Below are 17,982 nucleotides of genomic sequence, written 5' to 3' on the forward strand. Positions count from 1 at the left end.
GCGTGGCATCGGTCGCGGCCGAGGGGTGCCTAGTGTGGGTTCATGATCCCCGACACCGTGCCTGAACTGGCCTGACCTGTGCGTGAAGAGGTGGAGTGTGCCTGAGTCCGGTGCCGCGCCAGGACTGCTGGACGTGGCTCGCCGGTGGGCGGCGACGTTGGCCGACACCAAAGGAGTAACACTTCCCCCGGAGGAGCTCGAGCAGCTCCTGCTGGAAGTCGCGCACGACGCGGTCGGCCACGCCGGCCCGGCGAACGACGGCGCCCTGCAGCGGTTCACCGCGCTCTACGCCGCGTCGCCGATGGGGATCGCGCTGGCGGACCCGGACGGCGAAATCGTGGAGGCCAACCTCGCGCTCGGCCAGCTGCTCGGCTGCTCGCCGGAGAAGCTGCGGGGCCGGCACATCACCGACCTCGGCTCGACCGACCACGACGTCTCGCGGCTCAAGGCGGGGCTCGAGCAGGTGCGGTCCGGGCGGGAGCGCCACCAGGAGCGGATGCTGCTCGACCACACCGAAGACGGGCAGCTCTGGACCGACGTGACGCTGGCGCGGCTGCCCGGCGACCGGCCGGGCTCGGTCTACCCCGTGCTGATGGTGTCCGACGCGAACGAGCTGCACCTGCTGCAGGAACGCCTGCTGCACCAGAACGTGCACGACCCGCTGACCGGGCTGCCCAACGCGTCGTCGTTCACCACCAAGCTGGAAGCCGCGCTCGGCGCCGGCGCGCAGGACGACATCGCGCTGATCTACCTCGACGTCGACGGCTTCAAGGTGATCAACGACGGCCTCGGCGCCGGCGTCGGCGACCAGGTGCTGCGCGGGGTCGCGAGCAAGCTGTCGGCCGTGTTCACCGGCCACCACGACGGGTTCGTCGCGCGGCTGTCCGGCGACGGCTTCGCGGTGCTGCTGCGGGGAGAGCTCACCGCCACCGAGGTCGTCGAACTGGTCGAACGGGCCCTGGAAGACCTCAACGAGCCGATCTACCTCGGCGGGCACGGCATCGGCGTCAGCGCGAGCGCGGGCATCGTCGTGCGCGCGGCCGTCGAAGGCGGCGCCGCGGAACTGTTGCGGGCCGCGGAAATCGCGCTGCACCGGGCCAAGGAGGCCGGCAAGGCGCAGTGGATGCTGTTCGACCCGGAGCTCGACGCCCGCGACCGCGGCCGCTACCAGCTGGGCGCGGTGATCGCCGGGGCCCTGGAGAACGGCGAGTTCTCGCTCGTCTACCAGCCCACGGTGAAGCTCGCCCACCCCGAGGAGCTCGCCGCGGTCAACGCCGGGCTGCGCTGGAACCACCCGGAGAAGGGCGAGCTCGGCTCCGACGAGTTCTACCCGCTGGCCCAGACCACCGGCATGACGGTGCCGCTCGGCCGCTGGCTGCTCGCCGAGTCCCTGGCGGCGACGGCCCGCTGGCGGACCCGCTTCGGTGAGGCGGCCCCGGACGTCTGCGTCCGGCTCCCGGCGCGGCTGGCCATCGACCCGGACCTGGTGCTGCTGGTCAAGGAGCAGCTGGACAAGCACGAGCTGCCGGCCAAGGCCCTGCGGCTGTGCACCGACCGCGATTCGGTCCTCGACCCGCGCGGCGAGGTCCTGGACTCGTTCGCGGTGCTGGCCGACCTCGGCGCGCAGCTGGTGCTGACCATTTCGGGATCGGCGGACCTGGAGCTGATCCCCCAGCACCGCCTCCCGGTCCGCCACGTGATCCTCACCGGGGCGGTGATCGACGCACTGGACACGGAGGAGCCCGCGGAAGCCGACCTGCGCCACCTGACCCAGCTGGTGACCCGGGCCCGCGAGCTCAAGCTCCGGGTGGGCGCGGAGGGCGTCCGCACGCACGAACAGGCAGCGCGGCTGCGGCAGCTGGGCGTCCTCGCGGCGCGCGGCCCGTTCGTCAGCGACTCGGCCACCGGAGACGAGGTGGACGAGCTCATCGCCCGCCACCCCGGCTGACGGCCCGACGAGGGATCAGCGACGCCCGCTGATCGTGCTCGCACCCGCGTACCGCGCCTCCGCACCCAGCTCTTCTTCGATGCGGATGAGCTGGTTGTACTTGGCCGTGCGGTCGGCGCGGGAGAGCGAGCCGGTCTTGATCTGGCCGCAGTTGGTGGCGACCGCGAGGTCGGCGATCGTCGTGTCCTCGGTTTCGCCCGAGCGGTGGGACATCACCACCGAGTAGCCGGCCTTGTGCGCCGTTTCGACCGTGGTCAGCGTCTCGGTGAGGGTGCCGATCTGGTTGACCTTGACCAGGATCGAGTTCCCGATGCCGCGCTCGATGCCGTCGGTCAGCAGGTTCACGTTGGTGCAGAAGACGTCGTCGCCGACGAGCTGCACGCGCTCGCCGATGGTGTCGGTCAGCTGCTTCCACCCCGCGAAGTCGTCCTCGGCGACACCGTCCTCGATGGACACGATCGGGTAGCGGGCGGTGAGGTCGGCGAGGTAGGCCACGTGCTCCTCGACGCTGCGCTTGCGCCCCTCGCCGGTGTAGTCGTAGACCTCGCCGGTGTAGAACTCCGACGCGGCCGGGTCGAGCAGCAGCGCGACGTCTTCGCCCGGGGTGTAGCCGGACTGCTCGATCGCCTGCAGCACGAACTCCAGTGCCTCGTCGGCGGAGCCGAGGTTGGGCGCGAACCCGCCTTCGTCGCCGACGTTGGTGCTGTGCCCGGCGTCGTGGAGCGACTTGCGCAGCGTGTGGAACACCTCGGAGCCCATCCGCACGGCCTCGGCGAACGTCGTCGCGCCGACCGGGCCGATCATGAACTCCTGGAAGTCGATCGGGTTGTCCGCGTGGGCGCCGCCGTTGATGATGTTCATCATCGGCATGGGCAGCAGGTGGGCGAAGACGCCGCCGACGTAGCGGTACAGCGGCAGCGAACTGGCGGCCGCGGCCGCCTTCACCACGGCGAGCGAGACGCCCAGCGTCGCGTTGGCGCCGAGCCGGGCCTTGTTGGGGGTGCCGTCCAGCGCGATCAGCGCGCGGTCGACCTCGGCCTGCGCCTCGGCGTCCAGGCCCACGACCGCGTCGGCGATCTCGGTGTTGACGGCGTCGACCGCCTTGCGCACGCCCTTGCCGTGGAACCGGCTCGCGTCCCCGTCCCGCAGTTCGACGGCTTCCTTGGTGCCGGTGGAGGCCCCGGAGGGCACCGCGGCCCGGCCGAGCGAACCGTCCGCGAGCTCGACGTCGACCTCGACGGTCGGGTTGCCCCGGCTGTCGAGTACTTCGCGGCCCTTGACCCGGACGATGGCAGTCATTGCGCTCCTCGGTGAGAACGGGCACGCCGGGGTCGCGGGAGGTCCACGGGCACGGCGGCAGCTGGGCGGCGCCACGGTGAGCCGCGAGACGCCGCCAGGCTAGCAGAATTCACTGAATCGATCCCGAAGATTTTGCGGCACCACAGACTGGACCAAGCCGGTGGGACGGCGGCTCCGAAGACCCGGCAGGATGGGTTCTGCCGCCGACGAGAAAGGACGTCCATGGACGCCGGAGACCTCGCCCCCGACTTCACCCTGCCCGACGACCAGGGGGCCGACCGCACGCTGTCGGACTTCCTGGCCACCGGCCCGGTGGTGCTGTTCTTCTACCCGGCCGCGATGACGAGCGGCTGCACGGCGGAGAGCTGCCACTTCCGCGACCTGGCCGCCGAGTTCGCCGAGGTCGGCGCGCACCGCGTCGGCATCAGCCCGGACGGCGTCACCAAGCAGCGCCGGTTCGCCGAGACCCACGGCTTCGACTACCCGCTGCTGTCCGATGTGGAGGGTGAGGTCGCCCGGCAGTTCGGCGTCTGGCGGAAACTCGTGCCGCTGCACGCCAAGCGCGTCACGTTCGTGATCGGCGAGGACCGCAGGATCCTGGAGAAGATCAAGAGCGAGCTGAACTTCACGGTCCACGCCGACCAGGCGCTCAAGGTGCTGCGGGAGCGGAACAAGGTTTCCTGATCAGCCACACGTGGTTCGTGCCGGCGCACGACGGCGCCAGCGGCTGCTCCGCCGGTTCCTCGCGCACCTTGGTGAACCCGAGCCGCGCGGGCACCGCTCCACTTCGGACGTTCAGCTCGTCGTGCTTGATCTCGACGTACCCGGCGCCGAGGCGGAACGCCTCCGCCGTCAGCAGCGACACGGCCCAGGTCATCAGGCCGCGGCCGGTGAAGCCGCGGGCGAGCCAGTAGCCGATCTCGACGCCGCCGTCGCGCGTCATCACGCCGATGCCGCCCGCCAGCTCGGCGTCGAGCACGAGCGCGTATTCGTACGCTTCGCCGCTCTCCCAGCGCTTCGCAGTCAGCCGGAGGAACTCCGACGAGTCGTCGTCGGTGTAGCCGCCCGTGGCCCAGATCAGCCACGGGGCAAGGTGCTCCAGGGATCCGCGCACGGCCGTCGTGAGCAGGGTGCGGTCGCCCGGGTGCCAGCGGACCAGCGTGAGGTCACCGTCGTGGTAGGTCTCGGCCGGGGTCTCCATGCGTCCCATGGTCCCCGGCCGGGTACGGAACCGCGCGGTATTTTCCCCACCTCAGCCGTTCGGGCAGCTGTGGCGCGCTGACGGCGGGTACCCGCGATCCCCGGCTTGGCATAGCGGTGTCGAACGACCCTGGTGAGACGGATACCCGCCCGGACCTCCTTTCTCTCGCGTGCACCAGATCACGAACGCCTTGCTGACGCCGTAGGCGGCGCCGGGGCGCAGCTTCTTCGGCAGGCGGTTCCCCGACCGGACATGATCGCGGGATTCGGCCGACTCGAACAGCCGGCCGACCGAGGTGCCGTCCCGGCGCCCTAGTTCACGATGACGCTGTCGGGGACCTCGGTGTCGTTCTTCAACGCGTCGAACAGCTGCTTCGACTTGGCCTTGTCCCAGTTCTCCGCCGACCCGCTCGTCACCGGCACGGTTGTCGTCACCACGCCGCCCGAGGAGATGCCGCGCATGGCGATCGCCAGGCCGGCGAGGTTGTGCACGTGGTCGCCCGAGTCCATGGTCAGGGCGTCCGGGGCCGAGGACAGCAGCGGGAAGAAGTCGAACGGGTTGAGCAGCGTGCCGGGGCTCGCGATCTGGCTCACCAGCGCGCCGATGAACTTGCGCTGGTTGGCGACGCGGTCGAGGTCCGAACGCGGCGTCGCGTCGCTGTGGCGCATCCGGACGAAGCCCAGCGCCGACCGGCCGTCGAGCGTCTGGGGGCAGCCCGCCTTGATGCTGATGCCGGTCATCGTGTCGTTCATGTCCTTGTCGATGCACATCTCGACCCCGCCGATCGCGTCGACGATCTTGGCGAACCCGCCGAAGCCGATCTCGGCGTAGTGGTCGATGTGCAGCCCCGTGGCGCCTTCGACGGTCTGCGCGAGCAGCTTCGGCCCGCCGAGCGAGAACGCCGCGTTGATCTTGTTGGTGCCGTGGCCGGGGATCTTCACCTGCGAGTCGCGCGGCAGCGACAGCAGCGTCGGCTTGGTGCTGTTGTCCGGCAGGTGCGCGACCATGATCGTGTCGGTGCGCTGCCCGCCGCCCGCCGCGGCGACGTCGCCCGTGGCGAGCCGCTCCTCGTCCTCCGCGGTGAGGCCTTCGCGGCTGTCCGAGCCGACGATCAGCCAGTTGGTGCCGGACTCGGCGACCGGGCGGCCCGCGTAGTCGGCGAGCGCGTCGACGCGCTTGATCGAGAACTCCAGGTACACCCAGATCCCGGCGAGGAACACGACGAACACCAGCACCAGGGCGCCCAGCACCTTGCCGAAGCTCCACCGGCGGCGACGCGGCGGGCGGGACGGCGGGTAGTCGTCCCCGGCCGGGCGGCGGGGCGGGTCCTGCCGCGGCGGCGGGGGCGGCGCGTACTCCGGCTCACGGGAGCTCATCGGGCGGGTGCGCTCGTCGTACGGGCTTTGCCCGCGCCCGGGCAGCGGCATCATCTGCGCGCGCTGGTGCTCCCGGGAGCGCCCGGCGGGCGGCCGGGGCGGCGGCATCCGGCGCCCGCCGTCGTCGCCACGGTACGTCATCACCCATCACCCAATCCCGATCCGGACAAACTGTCGTCGTCAGTCAACCGCACGTGCCCGATAGGGGGACGTGCGGCACCGGGGTCGGGTTGGCCGCCGGAGGTTACCGGTCGGTCACCTCGTAGCCGAACTGGTGGACCTTGAGGTACCCGGACCGGAACCCGGCCTCCGAATAGGCCAGGTAGAACTCCCACATCCGGCGGAAGACGTCGTCGAACCCGAACCCGGCGATGTCGGTCCAGCGGTGCAGGAACCGTTCGCGCCACAACCGTAGCGTGCGCGCGTAGTCCTGGCCGAACTCGCGCATCCCGGCCAGCTTGAGCCGGGTGTTCGCCTTGACGCCCTCCTCGATCGAGCGCACCGACGGGATGAGGCCGCCCGGGAAGATGTACTTGTGGATCCAGGTGTAGGCGCGCGACGCCGCCAGCATCCGGTCGTGGTCCATCGTGATGGCCTGCAGGCCGAAGCGGCCGCCCGGGCGCAGCCGGTCCCCGATCGTGGCGTAGAACGCCGGCCAGTAGGACGCGCCGACCGCCTCGATCATCTCGACGCTGACCACGGCGTCGTACCGGCCGCTCGACTCGCGGTAGTCGCACAGCTTCACCTCGACGCGGTCGGCGAAGCCGGCCTGGGCGATGCGTTCGGTGGCCAGCGAGCGCTGTTCCTCCGAAATGGTCAGTGACGTCACGTGCGCGCCGCGGGCCGCCGCGCGGATGGCAAGTTCACCCCATCCGGTGCCGATTTCGAGGACTTCGCTGCCCGCGCGGACGCCGGCGTAGTCCAGCACGCTGTCGATCTTGCGGTGCTGGGCGGCGGTGAGCTCGTCGCCGGGGCCGAACAGCGCCGAGGAGTACGTCATCGACTCGTCGAGGAACGCGCCGAAGAGGTCGTTGGACAGGTCGTAGTGGCGGTGGATGTTGGCCCGCGCGCCTTCGAGGGTGTTCTCTTCGGACGGCGGCTGCGTCCGCTCGGCGACCCGCCGAAACTTCTGCAGCACGGGCGGGACGAGCGTGGCCATCCGCTCGGCGAACGGCGTGAGCACCTCGGCCAGGTCGGACGCGGTCCAGTCGCCGGCCATGTAGGACTCGCCGAAGCCGATCTTGGCGTCGACACCGAGGCGGTGGAAGAACGCTTCGGGACGAAGAATGCGCATTTCGGGCGATTCGGGGCCGCCGGCGCCGAGCACGCTGCCGTCCGGGAACGTCACCCGCACGTCGAGCGGGCGGACCGCGCGGCGGAACAGCGCGGCCGCGATCCGCGCGCGCAGCGCCGAGTGCGGCGGGGCGGCCAGGCCCGGCCAGCGGGACTCGTCGGGGACGTCGTGGTCCGACGCCCGGTCAACGCTCGAAGTGGTCACGATTCTCCCTCCGGCCGGCCACGTTCGCCGGGCCCGATCCTAATCGCCGCACCCCCGCGGCGCTGCGCCGAATGCCCTGATCAGGGCGCTCTCACACGGGTATCCGCAGCCGCTGGGATCCCGGTGCGGCCCACGCCCCGCGGAGCGCGTCGCCGTCGTCCCCGGCGATGGCCTCCAGTGTGAAAGCAACCGTGAGCCGGGTCCAGACGGCCGACCGGCGCAGCATCGCGTGGCCTTCGCCGGCGATCTCGAACCGGGCGACGCGGGCGGCGACGCCCTCGGCCCGCTCGGCGAAGGCGTGCGACTCCGCCGGGCTGGTCATCCGGTCGCGGGTGCCGTGCACGATGAGCACCGACCGCCCGGCGACGGCGTCGACCGGTTCACCCCGTGGTGTCCAGGGCGCCAGGGCGCAGACCCCGCGCACGGCCGGGTCGTCGGCGACGCGCAGCGCCACCCGGGCGCCCATCGAGTGGCCGACCAGCACGACCGGCAGGCCGGGGTGGTCGGCGCGGATGCGGTCCAGGGCCCAGCGGGCGTCGTCGACCGGGTCGAGGGCGGGCGCGTTCCAGCCGTAGCGGCGGTTGCGCAGCAGCCGCACCTCGACGCCGTGCTTGCGGCCGGCCCGGTGCAGGGCGCGCGCGATCGGCACCATCCGCAGGTGGGCGAGCTTCCAGGGCGGCACGCCGCCCGTGCCGTGCTCGGCGCCGCCGTGCAGTACGAGCACGACCGCTTCGGTCCGCCCGCGCGCCGGCCACACGGACACCGCCGGTTCCGCTTCGCCCACCCCGAGCCTCCTTCTCACCTGCATTCGGGTCAACCCCGCACCGCCACCCGGCTATTCCACCGCGTACCACCATCTTCGCGGTAGATTCGGCGCCCGATCCCCGACGGAAGGGTGGGTGTGGTGAGCGCCACGGACATCGCGGGCAGCGTCGCCAAGCAGCTGGCGGACGTCGAGCAGGCCAACGCCGAGGCAGTGCGCGAAGCGGCGGAGCTGGTGCTGGGGGTGATCCGGGCCGACGCACTGGTCTATACCGCGGGCGCCGGGCACTCGCTGGCGGCCGTCGCCGAGACGTTCTACCGGGCGGGCGGCCTCGCCTGCGTCTACCCGCTGTACCACCCGGAGCTGCTCCCGCTGCACGGCGCGGTGCACAGCACGAAGACCGAGCGCCGCACCGGCCTCGCCGCGGAGGTCCTCGCCGAGCGCGCGCCGGGGCCGGACGACGTGCTGGTGGTGTTCTCGACGTCCGGGTCGAACCCGTACCCGGTCGAGCTGTGCCTCGAGGCGCACAAGCGGGGCGCGGCGGTGATCGCGGTGACGTCGCGGGCGTGCGTGGCGGCGGCGCCGCGGCGGTCGTCGAGCACGCTGGTCGAGCAGGGCACCGTGGTGCTGGACTCGCTGGTGATCCCCGGCGACGCGAGCTACCCGCCGGACGCCCCGCGCACCGCGCCGCTGTCCACTGTGGTCAACGCGTTCCTGTGGAACCTGGTGCTCGCCGAGGTCCACGACCGCGGTACCGCCGAGGGCCTCGACGTCCCGCTGTGGCGCAGTTCCAATGTGGAGGGCGGCGACGAGGCGAACGCCGCGCTGCTCGAGAAGTACGGCGCACGGGTGCCGCAGCTGCGCTAGTCCGTGAAAAAGCACCGGCCGGGCGCGCCTTGACGGGCGTGCCCGGCCGCTTTAGCGTCGCCATACCGACTGGTCGGTGTGGATCGGTCGTTCCTGGAGGAGGTCCCCATGGACGGTGCCACGGCGACGGTGCACGGCGAGTGCGCGCCCGGGTTCGAGCCGGTGCGCGAGGCCTTCGAGGAGAACTTCCGGGAGCGCGGCGAGCTGGGCGCGGCGTTCACGGCCATCCGCCACGGCGAGGTCGTGGCGGACCTGTGGGGCGGCTGGTCCGGCCCGGACCGCACGCGTCCGTGGCAGGCGGACACGCTCGCCAACGTCTGGTCGACGACCAAGGGCATGACGGCGCTCTGCGCGCACCTGCTCGCCGACGCGGGCGAGCTGGACGTGGACGCGCCGGTCGCGAAGTACTGGCCGGAGTTCGCCGCGGAAGGCAAGGGCGGGATCCCGGTGCGCTGGCTGCTTTCGCACCGCTCCGGCGTGCCCGGGATCGGCCTCGACCGGCCGGTGGCCGTCGAGGAGCTGTACGACTGGGACCTCATGACGTCGCTGTTCGCGGCCCAGGAACCGTTGTACGAGCCCGGATCCGCGGGCGGCTACCACGCACTGGCCTACGGCTGGCTCGTCGGCGAGGTCGTGCGGCGCGTGGCCGGGCAGGGCATCCGCGAGTTCTTCGCCGAGCGGGTCGCCGGGCCGCTGGGCGCGGACTTCTCGATCGGCCTGCCCGAAGACGCCGACCTGGACCGCTGCGCGACGCTGGTGGACCCGGTCATGACCGAGGAGATGGCGAACGCGCTGGCCACGGCGTTCGCGGCCGCCGGCCCGGTCGCGCAGGCCGCCTTGACGAACCCGCGCGTCCAAGGCCACGACGCCAACGAACCGGCCTGGCGGCACGCCGTCCTGCCGGCGTTGAACGGCCACGGCACCGCTCGCGCGATCGCGACGATCTACGGCGCCCTGGCCGACGGCACGCTCCTGTCGCCGACGGCGCTGGCCTTGGCGAGGGAAAGCCAGGGCAAGGAGATCGACGCCGTCCTCGGCCTGCCGAACGAGTGGGGGCTGGGCTTCTACCTCGGCAGCGACGCCCGCGGCTTCGGCCCGAACCCGGCGGCCTTCGGCCACGACGGCCTCGGCGGCTCCACCGGCGCCGCGGACCCGGAGAACGGCATCTCGTTCGGCTACACCCTCAACCAGCTGGGCCCCCTGATCCGCGACAACCCCCGCAAAATGGCCCTGGTCACCGCCCTCTACGAGTCCCTCCCGAACGGGTAACTCACGTACCCCACCGGCCGACACACGTACCCCACCGGACGACACACGTACCCAGGCGGACGACACGCGTACCCCGCCGGCCGACACACGTACCCAGGCGGCAGAGCCGAGTCGTCCGTCCAGGTACGCGTGTCGTCCGGCCAGGTACGCGTGTCGTCCGGCCAGGTACGCGTGTCGTCCGGCTGATCACGCCACGGCGGGTTCTTCTTCCGCGAACTGGGTGGCGTGGAGGGTCGCGTAGCGGCCGTTCGCGGCCAGGAGTTCGTCGTGCGTGCCGCGCTCGACGATCTCGCCGTGCTCCAGGACCAGGATCTGGTCGGCCGCGCGGACCGTCGAGAGCCGGTGCGCGATGACCAGGGCCGTGCGGCCGGCCAGCGCGTGCGTCAGGGCTTCGCCGACCGCGGCTTCGGATTCGGAGTCCAGGTGCGCGGTCGCCTCGTCGAGGACGACGACCTTGGGCTGGGCCAGCAGGAGCCGCGCGATGGTCAGGCGCTGGCGCTCGCCGCCGGAGAGCCGGTAGCCGCGCTCCCCCACCGTCGTGTCGAGGCCGTCGGGCAGCGACCGGACCAGCTCGCCGAGCCGCGCGCGTTCCAGCGCTTCCCAGATTTCGTCGTCGGTGACGCCCGGACGCGCGTACGCCAGGTTGGCGCGGATCGTCTCGTGGAAGAGGTGCCCGTCCTGGGTCACGACACCGACGGTTTCCCGCAGCGAAGCGAAACTCAGGTCCCGGACGTCCACATCGGACAGGCGAACCGAGCCGGAGTCGACGTCGTAGAGCCGCGGCAGCAGCGACGCGATCGTCGACTTCCCGGCGCCCGAAGACCCGACCAGCGCGACCATCTGCCCCGGCTCGGCGCGGAACGAGATCCCGTGCAGCACCTCTTCGCCACCGCGGTGGTCGAGCGTGGCGACGTCCTCCAGCGACGCCAGCGAGTACCGGTCGGCCGCCGGGTAACCGAAGCGGACGTCGGAGAACTCCACCGAAACACCGGTGGACGGCGGCAGGGTCCGCGCGGAAGGCTTCTCCTTGATCATCGGGTCCAGGTCGAGGACCTCGAAGACCCGCTCGAACGACACCAGCGCGGTCATGACGTCGACGCGGACGTTGGCCAGCGCGGTCAGCGGCGCGTACAGCCGGGTGAGCAGCAGCGCCAGAGCGACGACGGTGCCCGGGGCGAGCTTGCCGGTCAGCGCGAGGTAGCCGCCGAGACCGTAGACGAGTGCCTGCGCCAGCGCCGAAACCAGGGTCAGGCTGGTCATGAACCAGCGGGTCAGCATCGCGGTCCGGACGCCGATGTCGCGCACGCGCCCGGCGCGCACCCCGAAGTCGTCCGCTTCCTGCACCGGCCGGCCGAAGAGCTTCACCAGCGTCGCGCCCGGCGCCGAGAACCGCTCGGTCATCTGCGTGGTCATCCCGGCGTTGAGGTTCGCGGCTTCCCGCTGCAGCCCGGCCATCCGGCGGCCGAGCCGGCGCGCGGGGATGACGAAGATCGGCAGCAGCACCAGCGCGAGCAGGGTGACCTGCCAGGACAGCGTGAGCATCACGGCCAGCGACAGCGCCAGCTGGATGACGTTGGTGACCAGCCCGGACAGCGTCGCGGTGAACGTCCGCTGCGCGCCGATGACGTCGTTGTTCAGCCGCGAGACCAGCGCTCCGGTGCGGGTGCGGGTGAAGAACGCGATCGGCATGCGCTGCACGTGCTCGAACACCGCGCGCCGCAGGTCGTAGATGATGCCCTCGCCGATGCGGGCGGACTGCCACCGTTCGACCAGCCCGAGCCCGGCGTCGGCGACCGCCAGCCCGGCGATCACCACCGCGAGCCAGACGACCACCGGCAGGTCGTGGCCGCCGACGATCGCGTCGACCACCTTGCCCGCCAGCACGGGCGTCGACACCGCGAGGACCGCCGAGATGACGGTCAGCCCGAGGAAGGCCAGCAGCCGCCGCCAGTGCGGCCGGGCGAACCGCGCCACCCGTTTCAGCGTGCCGCGGCCGAGCCCCTTCGGCACGTCGTTGGCGCGCATCGCCGAGCTCAGCAACGCCCAGGTGTTGTCCATGGGAACCCCCAGTTCAAGAACCTCTACCTAAGCTGAGGTTTTCTCCGGATATGACCTGGACAACGCCACCGCTGTCCGTTTGCTTCCCGCTGTCGTTCACTCCGCGCGAACAACCCGGTGCAGCGCCGCGCGCAGCCGTTCCGCCTCCCCGGCGGACAAGGGCTCCAGCAGGAGCTCCTCGGCCCGCCGCGTGACCTCTTCGCCCGCTTCGCGGACCCGCTCACCCGAGCCGGTCAGCGTCACCAGGCGCTTGCGGCGGTCGCCCGGCGCGACTTCGCGCCGGACCAGGCCCTTGGCCTCCAGCTCGTCGACCAGCGCGACCATCGTCGTCCGGTCGATGCCCAGGCGCGCCGCGCCGTCCTGCTGCGACTGCGCCGGCCCCTCGCCGAACAGCGTGAGCAGGGCGAGCTGCCGCCCGGTGACGCCGAGCGGCGCGTACAGGGGCTCGGCCAGCTCGGCGAGCCGCAGCTGGGCGTGCTTGAGCAGGTAACCGAGCCGGCGGGTGACGGCCGGGGGCGCTCCGAGGTCGCTGGACACGCGAGAACTCTACCCCTACGCTGATCGTCAGTCTTACTGATGATTTGTCACGCTGATAATCAGGAGAGCGTCATGACCACCATCGGCCTCAAGCCGCCCCAGCAGCACGTCGGCATCACCGCGCTCCGCGAGACCTGGGCGATCGCCGACGACGCCGGTTTCGACGGCTGCTGGGTCTTCGACCACCTCGCACCGATGGGCCCGGACCGCACCGGCGACGTCTTCGACGGCTGGAGCCTCCTCGCCGCGATGGCCGAGGCGACGCGGCGCGTGCGGATCGGCTGCCTGGTCTCCGGCAACACCAACCGGCACCCGGGCACCTTCGCGAAGATCGCCGCCACCGTCGACCACCTGTCCGGCGGTCGGCTCGACGTCGGCCTCGGCGCGGGCGGTGACACGCTGACCGACGCGATGATGGGCACGCCGACGCCGTCGCCGGTCGAACGCGTCGAACGGCTGGCCGAGACCTGCGAAATCCTCGGTCTGCTGTGGACCCGCGAGAGCACCGGCTTCAACGGCCGCCACTACACGCTGACCGGGGCGATCAGCGACCCGAAGCCGCTGCAGCGGCCGAAACCGCCGCTGTGGCTGGGCAGCAGCGGGGAAAAGCGCGGCCTGCGCGTCGTCGCCGAGCACGCCGACGTCTGGCTCAACGCGGCCCTGCCCGGCACGGAAACCGCCGAGCTGCAACGGCTTTCGGCCGTGCTCGACGCGCACTGCGCGGCGGCCGGGCGCGATCCGGCGACGATCCGCCGGGCCGTGCAGTTCCGGCTGCCGTCCGATGCGGACAGTGCCCTCCGGCTCGCGCAGGGCTACGTCGACGCGGGGTTCACCGAGCTGGTCCTGATGCCGGCCGGGCGCGACGGCGACGTCGTCCGGGCCGCTGAAGCCGCCGCGAACCTGCTGCCCCGGCTGCGAGACGTCGGCTGAACCAGGCCGCGGGCCCCTCGGTAGCCTGACGGGGTGGGAACGGAGGTGGGCCGGGCGCCCGCATGGCGGCGCGCGGCACGGCTGTTCACGGCCCCCGCGACCACGCGCGACGTGGCCCCGCTGCGGTGGGACCTCGGTTTCTACCTCGTCTGCCTGGCCTTCGCGCTGCCGACCGCGCTCGTCTCGGAGTTCTACGGCTACCGCGTGTGGGGCAACTTCGCGACGGCCGCGTACGGCTTCGGCGTGCTGCACAGCGGCTGGCTGCTGCTGTCCGCACGAAACGGGCGTACGCCGCGCGGCCTACCCGGTTCCCGCTGGTGCGGCATCGCCGCGGTCGCGGTGTTGGCCATGATCCTTCCGTTGACGCTTCTGGTGATTCGCCGCCTGACCGGAGTGGACTGGCTGATCACGCCGTTCTCCTGGGCCGCGCAGCCCGAGGTCTGGGTGATCGAACGGTCGGCGGACCTGCTGGTGCACCACGGAACCCCGTACGTCGACGTCACCGCGCTCGGCCGGCCGCCGGTGGTGAACGACTACACCCCCTACGGCCCGGTGATGGCGGTCTTCGGGCTGCCGCGGGCGTTGTTCGGCGGCACGCCGCTGACCGACGCGCTCACCGACGCCCGCTGGATGTTCGCGCTGGCCGCCTGCGCCTGCGTCCTGGGCTCGCTGAAGCTGCTGAAGTGGCCGAGGGTGCCGGTGGGCGCCGCGCAGCTCGCGCTGGCCTGCCCGCTCACCGCGCTCACCTGGGCCGTCGCCGGTCCGGACCTCGCGATCGTCGGCCTGCTGGTGCTCTCCTGCGCGCTCGCCGCCACCGGGCGGGTCGCCTGGTCGGGACTGGTGCTGGCGCTGGTGGTCAGCGCGAAGCTCATCGTCGCGCCCGCGGCCGCGGTCCTGGCGGTGTTCGTGCTGGTGCGCCGCGGAAAGGGACTGGACTGGACCGCGCCGGCCCGGTTCGCGGCGGCACTGGTGGCGACGACGGCCGCGCTGCACCTGCCCGTCTACCTGGTGGATCCGGCGGCGTTCGTCGAGCACGTCTTCCGGTTCCCCCTCGGGATGGGCGCCGTGCGGTCGCCCGCGGCCAGCCCGCTGCCGGGCCACCTGATCGCCGAGACCGGCGTGGCCGGCCAGGTGGCCGCGTTCGTGCTGGTCGGTACCGCGGCCGTGGCCGTGCTGGTCTGGCTGGTGCGCCGGCCCCCCGCGAACGGCTCCGACGCACTGCTGCGCGTCGCCGTCGGACTCGGCGCCTTGATCCTGCTGACCCCGGCCACCCGCTACGGCTACCTGGTGTACCCGCTGGTCCTCCTCGGGGCCCACCTGGTGTTCCGCGTGGCCGAAGCTCCCGCTGCGCCCCCCGCGCAGCAGTCCGCGACTACTTCTTCTTGACCCTGGTGGCCCCGCCGCGCCCCCGCAGCTGGACCCCGGACTCCGACAGCACCCGGTGGACGAACCCGTAGGACCGCCCCGTCGACTCCGCGAGCGCCCGGATGCTCGAGCCCTTCTCGTATTTCTTCTTCAGGTCAGCGGCCAGCTTGTCGCGCGTGTTGCCGGTGATCCGCGCGCCTTTCTTGAGATCAGCCACGTCGATCGCCTTCCCGCCGAGAGTGTTCTGGGCCACATATCGGCCCCTGCCGGGGCAATGATCGAACACTGAGCGCCGGATTGCCAGACGACAGCCGCAAAACGACCGAAATTGCGATCACATTGGGCCATTCCAGTGCCTGACGGGGAGTGATCTTGCACCCGAATGGACGCACCCGTCACGCGAGCTGGACAAGTTCCAGATAGTCCGCGGACCAATGGTCCTCGGTGCCGTCGGGCAGCAGGATGACCCGCTCGGGCTCCAGCGCCTCGACCGCGCCGGGGTCGTGCGTCACCAGGACGACCGCGCCGGAGAAGCTGCGCAAGGCGTCCAGGACCTGGGCGCGGCTGGCGGGGTCGAGGTTGTTGGTCGGCTCGTCGAGCAGCAACACGTTGGCAGCGCTGGAGACCAGGCCCGCCAGCGCGAGCCGGGTCTTCTCGCCGCCGGAAAGCGTCCCGGCGGGCTGGTCGAGTTGTTCGCCGGTGAAGAGGAACGAGCCGAGCAGGTTCCGCAACTCCTGCGCGCCGGTGTCCGGCGCGAGATGTCGGATGTTTTCCCACACCGACGCATCATGATCAAGAGTTTCGTGTTCCTGTGCGTAATAGCCCAAACGCAATCCGTGACCCGGAACGACGGATCCGGTGTCCGGGGTTTCCATTCCGCCGAGCAGCCGGAGCAAAGTGGTCTTTCCCGCGCCGTTCAGGCCCAGTACGACGACCTTCGAACCGCGGTCGATCGCGAGATCGACGCCGGTGAAGATTTCCAGTGAGCCGTAGGACTTCGAGAGCCCCTCGGCGGTGAGCGGGGTCCGGCCGCAGGGCGCCGGCTCGGGGAACTTGATCCGGGCGACCTTGTCGGCCTGCCGGGTGTCCTCGAGCGCGTTGAGCATCTGCTCGGCCCGGCGCGCCATGTTCTTGGCCGCCACGGCCTTCGTCGCCTTCGCGCCGAGCTTCGCGGCCTGCTGCTGCAGCGCCGACGCCTTCTTCTCGGCGTTGGCGCGCTCGCGGCGGCGGCGCTTCTCGTCGGTGGCGCGCGCGTCGAGGTAGCGCTGCCAGCCCATGTTGTACAGGTCGAGCTCGGCGCGGGTGGCGTCGAGGAACCAGACCTTGTTGACCACGTCGGCCAGCAGCTCGACGTCGTGGCTGATCACGACCAGGCCGCCGTCGTGCTGCTTGAGGAACCCGCGCAGCCAGTTGATCGAGTCGGCGTCGAGGTGGTTGGTCGGCTCGTCGAGCAGCAGGATCGTCTCGGACTTGCCGCCCGCGCCCGCCTCGGCCGCGGCGAACAGGATCCGCGCCAGCTCGACGCGGCGGCGCTGACCACCGGAGAGCGTCTGCAGCGTCTGCGCGAGGATCCGGTCGGCCAGCCCCAGGTTGGAGCAGATCCGCGCGGCTTCGCTCTCGGCGGCGTACCCGCCGAGCGACGCGAAGCGCTCTTCGAGCCGGGCGTAGCGGTTGATGGCCTTGTCGCGCGCGGCGTCGTCGACCAGCTCGGCCATCGAGAGCTGCGCCTTTTCCATGTCGCGCATCAGCTTGTCGAGGCCGCGCGCGGACAGCACGCGGTCCTTCGCGGTGACCGAAAGATCGCCTTCGCGGGGGTCCTGCGGCAGGTAGCCGAGCTCGCCGGTGCGGCGGACCTCGCCCGCGTGCGGCTCCCCCTCGCCGGCGAGGACCTTCAGCGAGGTGGTCTTGCCCGCGCCGTTGCGGCCGACGAGACCGATGCGGTCGCCGGGCTGGATGCGGAGGGTGACGCCGTCGAGCAGGATGCGCGAACCCGCGCGCAGCTCAAGGCCGGTGGCCGTGATCAAGGGAACTCCCGTGGACGGGGTGAACGGAGGACAGCGACAGGCGGCCGGTCGGGTCGACCGGCGGCGGGCGTCACTCCAGCTGGATATCCACGGAGCCCAGTGTACGGGGCGGCGTCGAACGGTTTTCCCCGACGTGGGCGGACTCACCCGTCGCGCAGCGTGATCTCCACGGCGACCGCCCGCACCGCCGCCTCTTCGAGGATGCTGCGCCGCGGTTCGCCGATCTCCAGCACCCGCGGTTCCGCGCGGGCGAAGAGCGGGGCCAGCCGGCGGTCCTCGCGCAGCTCGTCCAGGGCGCGCCGGTCGCCGCCGAGCACCACGGCGTCCACTGCGGACAGTCGCGGGACGAGCACCTCGAAGGCGTCCTGCGCGGCGGCCCGCAGCGCCTGCCGCGCCTGGCCCAGGCGTCGCCGGGCAAAGCGCTGCTGCGACCAGCCACCGGCGGCGGAGCGGCCGTGCACGAGGTGCCGGTCGGTGCGCGACAGCTCGACCCGCCCGCCGCGGGCGACGCCGACGCTGTGCCCGCCGAGCCGGACCAGCAGCAGGGCGATCGTCCGCGGGACCTGCACGTGGGCCACGAGCGCTTCGACGGACGGCTCTTCGAGGGGTCCGAAAGGGACGGTGGCGGTCGCGGTGGCGCCGTCGGCGGCGGTCACCCGGACCTGGTCCGGTGCGGCTTCGGTGGCCACGAGCCCGCCGTGGCCGCCGGCGAAGCGGGCGAGCCACCCGGCGAGGCGCTCCGGCGGCACCTCGACCGCGCGCCCGCCGCCCGCGACCTGCCGTGCCTTCGCCATGGGGAAACGGTACGGGGCCGCCGCGTCGCCGCGACGGCCCCGTCCTCACCCGT

At 71.9% G+C, this 17,982-nt stretch carries 16 protein-coding genes; 6 read left to right on the plus strand and 10 right to left on the minus strand.

The genetic code is table 11. The annotated features are described in order from the left end of the window. The first annotated feature begins 133 nt into the window (after positions 1–133). Complete coding sequence (locus ACH54P_RS13160; RefSeq protein WP_489916412.1) at positions 134–1,948, plus strand: putative bifunctional diguanylate cyclase/phosphodiesterase; 1,815 nt, start codon at positions 134–136, stop codon at positions 1,946–1,948. Between the two features lie 15 nt (positions 1,949–1,963). On the opposite strand, the gene eno is transcribed toward ACH54P_RS13160, so the two are convergent. Continuing rightward, positions 1,964–3,247, minus strand: coding sequence for a phosphopyruvate hydratase (gene eno, locus ACH54P_RS13165; RefSeq protein ID WP_489912662.1), 1,284 nt, complete (start codon positions 3,245–3,247; stop codon positions 1,964–1,966). A 222-nt stretch (positions 3,248–3,469) separates the two neighbouring features. On the opposite strand from eno, the gene ACH54P_RS13170 reads away from it, so the two are divergent. After that, positions 3,470–3,931, plus strand: a complete 462-nt coding sequence (locus tag ACH54P_RS13170) for a peroxiredoxin (protein WP_489912663.1) — start codon at positions 3,470–3,472, stop codon at positions 3,929–3,931. On the opposite strand, the gene ACH54P_RS13175 is transcribed toward ACH54P_RS13170, so the two are convergent. The 4 genes from ACH54P_RS13175 to ACH54P_RS13190 form a co-directional block, all read right to left on the minus strand. Next, entirely contained in the window at positions 3,897–4,448 is a 552-nt protein-coding gene (locus tag ACH54P_RS13175) for a GNAT family N-acetyltransferase (protein WP_489912664.1), read from the minus strand. The genes ACH54P_RS13170 and ACH54P_RS13175 overlap by 35 nt on opposite strands. Before the next feature lie 311 nt (positions 4,449–4,759). Beyond that, the gene (locus tag ACH54P_RS13180) at positions 4,760–5,965 is read right to left on the minus strand and encodes an LCP family protein (protein ID WP_489912665.1); all 1,206 of its coding nucleotides are present in this window, start codon (positions 5,963–5,965) and stop codon (positions 4,760–4,762) included. A gap of 103 nt (positions 5,966–6,068) precedes the next feature. Further along, positions 6,069–7,322, minus strand: a complete 1,254-nt coding sequence (locus ACH54P_RS13185) for a class I SAM-dependent methyltransferase (protein WP_489912666.1) — start codon at positions 7,320–7,322, stop codon at positions 6,069–6,071. Positions 7,323–7,413: 91 nt separating this feature from the next. After that, positions 7,414–8,106 (minus strand): alpha/beta hydrolase, encoded by a 693-nt coding sequence (locus ACH54P_RS13190; RefSeq protein WP_489912667.1) that lies wholly within the window; start codon positions 8,104–8,106, stop codon positions 7,414–7,416. Between the two features lie 117 nt (positions 8,107–8,223). Between ACH54P_RS13190 and ACH54P_RS13195 the strand changes: the two genes are divergently transcribed. Both ACH54P_RS13195 and ACH54P_RS13200 read left to right on the plus strand, forming a co-directional pair. Continuing rightward, positions 8,224–8,952, plus strand: a complete 729-nt coding sequence (locus ACH54P_RS13195; RefSeq protein WP_489912668.1) for an SIS domain-containing protein — start codon at positions 8,224–8,226, stop codon at positions 8,950–8,952. Between the two features lie 108 nt (positions 8,953–9,060). Continuing rightward, complete coding sequence (locus ACH54P_RS13200; protein WP_489912669.1) at positions 9,061–10,221, plus strand: serine hydrolase domain-containing protein; 1,161 nt, start codon at positions 9,061–9,063, stop codon at positions 10,219–10,221. Positions 10,222–10,407: 186 nt separating this feature from the next. Here the strand turns inward: ACH54P_RS13200 and ACH54P_RS13205 are convergent, their stop codons facing one another. Further along, positions 10,408–12,279: an ABC transporter ATP-binding protein gene (locus ACH54P_RS13205; RefSeq protein ID WP_489912670.1), complete on the minus strand. Its 1,872-nt coding sequence runs from the start codon at positions 12,277–12,279 to the stop codon at positions 10,408–10,410. Positions 12,280–12,375: 96 nt separating this feature from the next. Beyond that, the gene (locus ACH54P_RS13210; protein ID WP_489912671.1) at positions 12,376–12,816 is read right to left on the minus strand and encodes a MarR family winged helix-turn-helix transcriptional regulator; all 441 of its coding nucleotides are present in this window, start codon (positions 12,814–12,816) and stop codon (positions 12,376–12,378) included. Positions 12,817–12,888: 72 nt separating this feature from the next. Here ACH54P_RS13210 and ACH54P_RS13215 point away from each other — a divergent pair, with 72 nt between their 5' ends. Together ACH54P_RS13215 and ACH54P_RS13220 are read left to right on the plus strand one after the other, a co-directional pair. Then, on the plus strand, positions 12,889–13,746 hold the full coding sequence (locus ACH54P_RS13215) for an LLM class flavin-dependent oxidoreductase (RefSeq protein WP_489912672.1): 858 nt from the start codon (positions 12,889–12,891) through the stop codon (positions 13,744–13,746). A gap of 81 nt (positions 13,747–13,827) precedes the next feature. Continuing rightward, a complete protein-coding gene (locus tag ACH54P_RS13220) occupies positions 13,828–15,132 on the plus strand; it encodes a glycosyltransferase 87 family protein (RefSeq protein ID WP_489916414.1) in 1,305 nt (434 codons plus the stop codon). On the opposite strand, the gene ACH54P_RS13225 is transcribed toward ACH54P_RS13220, so the two are convergent. From ACH54P_RS13225 to ACH54P_RS13235, 3 genes are all read right to left on the minus strand, one after another. Then, positions 15,119–15,328 (minus strand): helix-turn-helix domain-containing protein, encoded by a 210-nt coding sequence (locus tag ACH54P_RS13225; protein WP_003071237.1) that lies wholly within the window; start codon positions 15,326–15,328, stop codon positions 15,119–15,121. The genes ACH54P_RS13220 and ACH54P_RS13225 overlap by 14 nt on opposite strands. Before the next feature lie 178 nt (positions 15,329–15,506). Then, the gene (locus ACH54P_RS13230; protein WP_489912673.1) at positions 15,507–17,135 is read right to left on the minus strand and encodes an ABC-F family ATP-binding cassette domain-containing protein; all 1,629 of its coding nucleotides are present in this window, start codon (positions 17,133–17,135) and stop codon (positions 15,507–15,509) included. 143 nt (positions 17,136–17,278) lie between these two features. Beyond that, positions 17,279–17,929, minus strand: coding sequence for an acVLRF1 family peptidyl-tRNA hydrolase (locus ACH54P_RS13235; protein WP_489912674.1), 651 nt, complete (start codon positions 17,927–17,929; stop codon positions 17,279–17,281). Positions 17,930–17,982 lie beyond the last annotated feature (53 nt).

It is taken from the genome of Amycolatopsis sp. N2S4-7 (assembly GCF_058119595.1).

Bases quoted from the DNA above. Each gene is read 5' to 3' on its own strand.
- ACH54P_RS13215 (WP_489912672.1), top strand. From the start codon at position 12,889: ATGACCACCATCGGCCTCAAGCCGCCCCAGCAGCACGTCGGCATCACC.
- eno (WP_489912662.1), bottom strand. From the start codon at position 3,247: ATGACTGCCATCGTCCGGGTCAAGGGCCGCGAAGTACTCGACAGCCGG.
- ACH54P_RS13180 (WP_489912665.1), bottom strand. From the start codon at position 5,965: ATGACGTACCGTGGCGACGACGGCGGGCGCCGGATGCCGCCGCCCCGG.
- ACH54P_RS13200 (WP_489912669.1), top strand. From the start codon at position 9,061: ATGGACGGTGCCACGGCGACGGTGCACGGCGAGTGCGCGCCCGGGTTC.
- ACH54P_RS13175 (WP_489912664.1), bottom strand. From the start codon at position 4,448: ATGGAGACCCCGGCCGAGACCTACCACGACGGTGACCTCACGCTGGTC.
- ACH54P_RS13170 (WP_489912663.1), top strand. From the start codon at position 3,470: ATGGACGCCGGAGACCTCGCCCCCGACTTCACCCTGCCCGACGACCAG.
- ACH54P_RS13205 (WP_489912670.1), bottom strand. From the start codon at position 12,279: ATGGACAACACCTGGGCGTTGCTGAGCTCGGCGATGCGCGCCAACGAC.
- ACH54P_RS13235 (WP_489912674.1), bottom strand. From the start codon at position 17,929: ATGGCGAAGGCACGGCAGGTCGCGGGCGGCGGGCGCGCGGTCGAGGTG.